This window comes from Streptomyces sp. SID1328 (assembly GCF_009865595.1).
Taxonomy (GTDB): Bacteria; Actinomycetota; Actinomycetes; order Streptomycetales; family Streptomycetaceae; genus Streptomyces; species Streptomyces griseoluteus.
In genome coordinates, this window is the sequence record NZ_WWKH01001091.1 from 1 (window position 1) to 777 (window position 777).

Annotated in this window: 1 protein-coding gene; it reads right to left on the reverse strand. The window is 73.1% G+C overall.

All coding sequences use genetic code 11. The features are described from left to right. Positions 1-196: 196 nt before the first annotated feature. The coding region (locus tag GT030_RS35190; protein WP_161204540.1) for an urease accessory protein UreD at positions 197-777 on the reverse strand (581 nt) is incomplete at its 5' end.

The window sequence follows — 777 nt, forward strand, 5'->3', positions numbered from 1 at the left end:
CGCCGGCTATCAGCGTGGCGGTGACGAGCGCGCCGGCCGAACTCAGCGCCAGCAGACGGCTCTTCGGCTTGTTGTCCCTCAAGGGGTCCCCTCCCCGTGACTTCACTGCGAATAGTCAGGCGGGGAATCCTCTCGGCTGTGAGCCGTCTGAGAACAGGGTTGACCGACCTTCTTTACCAATCCGATAAACGGATGGTCATTTCCGATCGGCGGTCAGTATCGCCAACGCCTCGTCGAGACGGCGCCGCAGGGCGAGCGCGTCGGGCGCCACGGCACTGACGAGGACCGCCCGACCGGCGAGCGGCATCAGGGCGGTGCCCTCCCCCAGCATCCGGGCCTCGGCCGGGTTCGCCGGCAATTCGGGCGCCACGCAGACCAGTTGCCCGACCGCACGATGCCCCCCGAGCACGGCAGGCCCGTCCCAGCCGCCCGGCGCTCCGGGGCCGCACGACAGCTCCTGGTCGAGCAGCGTGGCGCCCCCGAGCCGGACCGTGAGCCTGCTGGTGAGCCGGCCCGGCTCCTCCCCGGCCCGCCCGAGCACCTGCTCTTCCCGCAGCAACAGCCGCGCTCCGGGCGCGAGTTCGGCACGCGTGGTGACGTGCAGGTCGCTGCCCCGCGCCGAGATGAGCTGCTCGGGCAGCCAGCGCAGCTCTCCCCCGGCGGCCACGTCGAGCCGCACGTCGTAGCGTGCCTCGCCCTTGCCCTGGCCGGGCAGCGCGAGGGTGGCGGCGGCCGAGCCGAGGTGCAGCCGGGCGCCCTCCCCCACGCCCGCCTCGA